The organism is Desulfallas sp. Bu1-1, from assembly GCF_015594625.1.
Lineage (GTDB): Bacteria > Bacillota > Desulfotomaculia > Desulfotomaculales > Desulfallaceae > JADNRQ01.
Genome location: NZ_JADNRQ010000133.1, coordinates 1 through 255, shown reverse-complemented (window position 1 = coordinate 255; position 255 = coordinate 1). Strand labels below are relative to the sequence as shown.

At 54.5% G+C, this 255-nt stretch carries 1 pseudogene; it reads right to left on the bottom strand.

From position 1 onward, the window contains the following. Positions 1 to 76 precede the first annotated feature (76 nt). Positions 77 to 255: pseudogene (locus IT084_RS19215) on the bottom strand (IS607 family transposase); the annotation flags it as partial.

Below are 255 nucleotides of genomic sequence, written 5' to 3'. Positions count from 1 at the left end.
CTTCCGGGAGCGAAAGGCGGGGTAGATCTCGGGGAAAAACTCGCCACAGACGGTGTATTTTATGCCGTCTTCCGGGTTAACTGTTTTCTTCTTTTTCGGCTTCTTCATCTTGCGACACTCCCGTGATTAGTTCCCGAAACCCCTGCCGGACTTTTTTGCCGCCCTTGGCTCCGTACAACCTGGCCGAAAAGGACGTGACTATGGCCAGCAAGTCCCGTACCAGTTCGGACTGGGCGTCTTCCGGTTCTTTTTCCG